Source organism: Pseudomonas sp. 300, assembly GCF_055803035.1.
Map to the genome: position 1 here is coordinate 226,436 of NZ_JAVLRV010000003.1, position 4,919 is coordinate 231,354.

A 4,919-nucleotide genomic window follows, 5' to 3' on the forward strand; every position below is an offset into this window, starting at 1 on the left:
TTTCATCGCCTGTGCAGATTGCACCAGGCCATAAAAAACGCCCCCGATCGCGAGATCGGGGGCGTTTTTGTGTCAGGCGCGAAAGTTACTTCGCTTTGACACCTTCAAACGAAACGTACAGCTCGACCGCGTCGGACGCTGGGCCCAGGTCTTTCTGCTTGCCGAAGTCGGAACGCTTGATGCTGGTGGTGCCTTCGAAGCCGGCACGGTAGCCGCCCCATGGATCCTTGCCTTCACCCAGGAAGGTGGCCTTGACCACGACTGGCTTGGTTACGCCTGCGATGGTCAGATCACCCGCCACGTCGGCAGTGTTTTTGCCGGTGGATTTGACACTGGTGGAAACGAAGGTGGCCTTGGCGAATTTGGCCGCATTCAGGAAGTCACCACTGGCGATGTGCTTGTCGCGCTCGGCATGGTTGGTGAATACGCTGGCGGTATTCACATTGAACTCGATCTTGCTGGCTTCAGGCTTGGCAGCGTCGAAGCTGAACTTGCCGTCGATGTCCTTGAAAGTACCGGTGATGAAGCTGTAGCCCAGGTGGCTGATCTTGAAGTCAACGAAGGCGTGCTGGCCTTCCTTGTCGACAACGTAGTCAGCTGCCATCACGTTGGCGGACAGCAGAGCGGAGCCGATTGCCAGAGCGGCGAGGGTCTTTTTCAACATGCTTTCTATTCCTTTGGAGTCGAGGTTGAACATCAGGCTTTGCGCCCCAGCATTCGCGTCAGGGTCGCATCACGATCGATAAAGTGGTGTTTCAATGCTGCCAACGCATGGAGGCCGGAAAAAATTACCAGCGCCCACGCCAGGTAGAAATGAATCACACCGGCGGTGTCTGCCTGGTCCGGTAGTCCGGATACCAGTGCAGGAACTTCAAACAGGCCAAACACCGGAATCCCGACACCGTCTGCGGTGGAAATCAGGTAACCGGCAATCATCACAGCAAACAGTCCGAGGTACAGAAACGAATGGCCAAACTTCGCGCCCATGCGCGTCAGCCGGCTATAGCTTTCCAGTGTTGGCGGCGGTGGGCTGATAAAACGCCACAACACCCGAAGAACCATCACGGCCAACAACACCAGGCCAATGCTTTTATGCAGGTCAGGCGCGTCTTTGCGCCAAGTGCTGTAGTAGTCGAGATCGACCATCCACAAGCCCAACGCAAACAGACCGAAGACCGCCAGCGCCACGCCCCAATGCATGAAGATACTGACCCAACCGTAGCGGGAAGAAGAGTTACGTAGCGGCATGCCCAAATCCTGTGAGAATTGCGACCAAGACTATCGAGTTATCTATCGATTTAAAGCGGAAAATTTCGCTTTGAAATATCGAGAAATACGATCAAGAGTCTGAAATCGGTGAGTTAAGGAAAGATTAAAGAACAATGTGTGAAAAAAAATGACCTCCAAATCAAGAACACCTGCGCCATGAGATTTATTCAGTTCTTTTCCTCAGGCATAAAAAAACGCGGCATTTGCGCCGCGTTTCTTTAATCCAGACGTTTACTGCGCTTTGGTATCCGCCGCCGGAGCCGCAGCAGGTTTGGCTGCTGGTTTCTTCGCCGGTTCAGCTTTCTTCGCAGGCGCCTTGGCTGGCGCTTTTTTGGCTTCGGTTTTGGCAGCAGGCTTTTTCACCGGTGCTTTGGCCGCAGCCTTCTTGGCGGGCTCGGCTTTCACCGGTGCTGCCGGCTTCGGCGCTTCCACTGGCGCAGGGGCCGGGGTTGGCACTGGAGCGGGTGCCGGTGCTGGCGGTGTGACTGGCTCTGGTGCCTTCACGGGCTCCGGCTTCTTGTCGTCGTCCGAGGAACCACCGAACAGGTTGGTAAAGAAGTTGCCCTTCTTCGCCGCGACTGCACCGGCGGCAACAGCTGTCGCTGCCGGAACAACTTTCGCCGGTTCAAACGACTTGCCTGCCGCCAGGTCTTCAACCTGACTGGCCGCACGCTGACCGGTGCGCAGTGCGCCTTCCAGCGTGCCAGGGTACAACGTGTCGGTATGTTCGCCAGCGAACGCTACGCGTTGCAGCGGACGCTCCCACAAGCGCCAGTACTTGCTGATCTGGCCCGGACCGAAGGCCAGGTAAGCGCCGCCCATCGAAGGGTCGGTGCTGTAGCGACGGATTTCATAACCGGTGAACGCACCGCGCGCCTGTGGATAAAACGCGTGCAGACGAATCAGCACCTGATCGACCATCTGCTTGTCGCCGAAAACCTGCATCACCCGCGCGTTGTCGCCGGACAGGTTGATCACCACGTTGGCGCCGCCCTTGAGCGCCGGCTCGACCCACAACATACCCAGGCCAGTGTTGCTGTAGATCTCGCCGGACATGCGCGCCTTGCTTTCCCACACCGGCGTCTTGAACTTCAGCATGATCTGGTCGCGCCAACCGTAGTTGGTGCCTTTGATCGCGCCCAGGTGCTGGGCATCCAGCGCCGGGGTCATCGCGATTTTGTTCAGTGCGCGCAACGGCACCGCTACCACGACGTAGTCCGCCTGATAGCCGACGCTGCCGACTTTGACGGTCACGCCGTCCTTGTCCTGGGTGATGGCCGAGACCGGGGAGCTGGTCTTGATGGTTTTCAGCTGTTTGACGAAGGCTTGTGCCAACACCGGGCTGCCGCCGAGCAGGCGCGAAGCGCGCAGGTCACGGTCGGACACGCCACGGTAAACCCGGCTCTGTTGTGCGTAGTACAGCAACGACAGGCGTGAAGGTTCGTCGTAACGGGTACGAATTTGCTGATTGATCAATTGGCGGGCCGTGGCGGGCAACGTCAAACGGTCGAGCCAGTTGGAGACGTTGATCTGATCCAGGGCATGCAGCGTGCTGTTCGCCGCCGGGTTCTGCGGGTCTTCGATCGAGCGCGCCAGATCGTCCAGAGTTTTTTCGTAACGCTTGAGCGCGTCAGCGGTGGCCGGCTCCTTGGTCGCCAGATCAGCGGCGGTGTAATACACGCCGTCGATCAGGTAACTCGGCGTGCGCACGAATTCAGGGGCCGGCGTGGTGCTCAGCTTGAACGTCGAGACGTACTTGTTCAGCACCGGCTGGGTCTTGTCGTTGCCGATCCACTCACTGGTGGCCATACCGGAACGACCGCCCAGGCTCGGCTTGGCTTCCAGCAGGGTCACCTGCCAGCCTTTGTTCTGCAGTTCGTACGCCGCCGTCAGGCCCGAGAGCCCGCCGCCGATCACGATCGCCGTTTTATCCTTGGCCAGCGCAGACACGCTGAACAGCCCCAACATCACCAGCGCACAGGCGCGCAGCCAACCAGCAGACATTCAGCGAACTCCGGAAATACACGAGGAAAAAGCAGTTTTACGAGTCAGTCGACTCAAAGAACCGCGAAGAATACGTCAGCCATCAAAGGCCCGCCAGCAACGTCTATCGCCCTATACAAAGTAGCTCATTCGACACAATGGGTTGTCCCGATGCCACGCATTGCATAGGCTTGCGCGATTGTAGGTTCGCGCCTGTCGCGGACTGCCTCGAGGAGACTGAACATGGGCCTGAATAATCAGTGGATGCAACGCGATCTCGCGGTGTTGTGGCATCCCTGCACCCAGATGAAAGACCACGAACAGTTGCCGCTGATCCCGATCAAGCGCGGCGAAGGCGTGTGGCTGGAAGACTTCGAAGGCAAACGCTACCTCGACGCGGTCAGCTCCTGGTGGGTCAACGTGTTCGGCCACGCCAACCCGCGTATCAATCAGCGCATCAAGGATCAGGTCGATCAGCTGGAGCACGTGATCCTCGCCGGTTTCAGCCATCAGCCGGTGATCGAGTTGTCCGAGCGCCTGGTGAAGATGACGCCGGAAGGGCTGACCCGATGCTTCTACGCCGATAACGGTTCGTCCTGCATCGAAGTCGCACTGAAAATGAGCTTTCACTACTGGCTCAACCGCGGCCAGCCGAACAAGAAGCGCTTTGTCACCCTGACCAACAGCTATCACGGCGAAACCATGGCGGCGATGTCGGTGGGCGACGTGCCGCTGTTCACCGAGACCTACAAGGCGTTGCTGCTGGACACCATCAAGGTGCCAAGCCCCGATTGCTACCTGCGCCCTGAGGGCATGAGCTGGGAAGCGCATTCGCGCAACATGTTTGCCGCGATGGAGCAGACGCTGGCGGAGAATCACGACACTGTCGCGGCGGTGATCGTCGAGCCGTTGATCCAGGGCGCCGGCGGCATGCGCATGTATCACCCGGTGTACCTGAAACTGCTGCGCGAAGCGTGTGATCGCTATGGCGTGCACCTGATCCACGACGAAATCGCCGTCGGCTTCGGCCGCACCGGAACCATGTTCGCCTGCGAACAGGCCGGCATCCGCCCGGACTTCCTCTGCCTGTCCAAGGCCCTGACTGGCGGTTACCTGCCGCTGGCGGCCTGCGTGACCACGGAAGATGTCTACAGCGCGTTCTACGACGACTACCCGACCTTGCGTGCCTTCCTGCACTCGCACAGCTACACCGGCAACCCGCTGGCGTGCGCGGCCGCCTTGGCGACGCTGGATATCTTCGAAGAAGACAACGTCATCGAGAACAACAAAGCGTTGGCCCAGCGCATGGCCTCCTCCACCGCGCACCTGGTCGATCATCCGAACGTCTCGGAAGTGCGTCAGACCGGCATGGTATTGGCCATCGAGATGGTCAAGGACAAGGCCACCAAAGAGGCCTACCCGTGGCAGGAACGTCGAGGCTTGAAGGTGTTCCAGCATGCGCTGGAGCGTGGTGCTTTGCTTCGCCCGTTGGGCAGCGTGGTGTATTTCCTGCCGCCCTACGTGATCACCCCGGAGCAGATCGACTTCCTGGCGGAAGTGGCCACTGAAGGAATCGACATTGCGACCCGCAATAGCGTGAGCGTCTCGGTGCCGAAAGACTTCCATCCCGGGTTCCGCGATCCGGGCTGATTGATTTCACTCAAGCT

At 59.0% G+C, this 4,919-nt stretch carries 4 protein-coding genes; 1 reads left to right on the top strand and 3 read right to left on the bottom strand.

The window, feature by feature from the left end:
- Nucleotides 1-85: 85 nt before the first annotated feature.
- The 3 genes from Q7W83_RS26370 to Q7W83_RS26380 all read right to left on the bottom strand — a co-directional run bounded on the left by Q7W83_RS26370 (nt 86) and on the right by Q7W83_RS26380 (nt 3,273).
- On the bottom strand, nt 86-697 hold the full coding sequence (locus Q7W83_RS26370; protein WP_150632811.1) for a YceI family protein: 612 nt from the start codon (nt 695-697) through the stop codon (nt 86-88).
- A complete protein-coding gene (locus tag Q7W83_RS26375) occupies nt 697-1,248 on the bottom strand; it encodes a cytochrome b (RefSeq protein ID WP_150637952.1) in 552 nt (183 codons plus the stop codon). The genes Q7W83_RS26370 and Q7W83_RS26375 overlap by 1 nt, the downstream gene beginning before the upstream one ends.
- 252 nt (nt 1,249-1,500) lie before the next feature.
- Nucleotides 1,501-3,273 (bottom strand): flavin monoamine oxidase family protein, encoded by a 1,773-nt coding sequence (locus tag Q7W83_RS26380; RefSeq protein WP_150632809.1) that lies wholly within the window; start codon nt 3,271-3,273, stop codon nt 1,501-1,503.
- Between the two features lie 222 nt (nt 3,274-3,495).
- On the opposite strand from Q7W83_RS26380, the gene Q7W83_RS26385 reads away from it, so the two are divergent.
- Nucleotides 3,496-4,902, top strand: coding sequence for an adenosylmethionine--8-amino-7-oxononanoate transaminase (locus Q7W83_RS26385; protein WP_150637957.1), 1,407 nt, complete (start codon nt 3,496-3,498; stop codon nt 4,900-4,902).
- Nucleotides 4,903-4,919 lie beyond the last annotated feature (17 nt).

What these genes read in the sequence shown, in the direction of transcription:
- Q7W83_RS26385 (WP_150637957.1), top strand. Translation starts at nt 3,496, where the DNA reads ATGGGCCTGAATAATCAGTGGATGCAACGCGATCTCGCGGTGTTGTGG.
- Q7W83_RS26380 (WP_150632809.1), bottom strand. Translation starts at nt 3,273, where the DNA reads ATGTCTGCTGGTTGGCTGCGCGCCTGTGCGCTGGTGATGTTGGGGCTG.
- Q7W83_RS26370 (WP_150632811.1), bottom strand. Translation starts at nt 697, where the DNA reads ATGTTCAACCTCGACTCCAAAGGAATAGAAAGCATGTTGAAAAAGACC.
- Q7W83_RS26375 (WP_150637952.1), bottom strand. Translation starts at nt 1,248, where the DNA reads ATGCCGCTACGTAACTCTTCTTCCCGCTACGGTTGGGTCAGTATCTTC.